Here is a 239-nt window from a genome sequence, read left to right as displayed (position 1 = left end):
CTGCTGACCTGGATGGCCGAGCGCCGCAGCCAGGTGTTCATCGTCGCCACCGCCAACCAGGTCCACGAGCTACCGGCCGAACTCCTGCGCAAGGGCCGCTTCGACGAGATCTTCTTCGTCGACCTGCCCGCGCCCGATACCCGGGTGGAACTGCTGCGCCTGCACCTGGGCCGGCGCGGCCTGGATGCCGACGACTTCGCCTTGCCGGCCCTGGCCGCGGCCAGCCAGGGCTTCTCCGG

The 239-nt window shown here is 71.1% G+C and carries 1 protein-coding gene; it reads left to right on the top strand.

The genetic code is table 11. From position 1 onward, the window contains the following. Window positions 1-239, top strand: a 239-nt coding sequence (locus SB822_RS60660; RefSeq protein WP_410859596.1) for an AAA family ATPase, incomplete at both ends; no start/stop codon positions are given.

Origin of the sequence: Paraburkholderia sp. SIMBA_054 (assembly GCF_046534875.1) — a bacterium.
GTDB lineage: Bacteria > Pseudomonadota > Gammaproteobacteria > Burkholderiales > Burkholderiaceae > Paraburkholderia > Paraburkholderia hospita.
The sequence above is the reverse complement of the archived record's forward strand: the minus strand, read 5'-3'. Positions and strand labels throughout refer to the sequence as shown.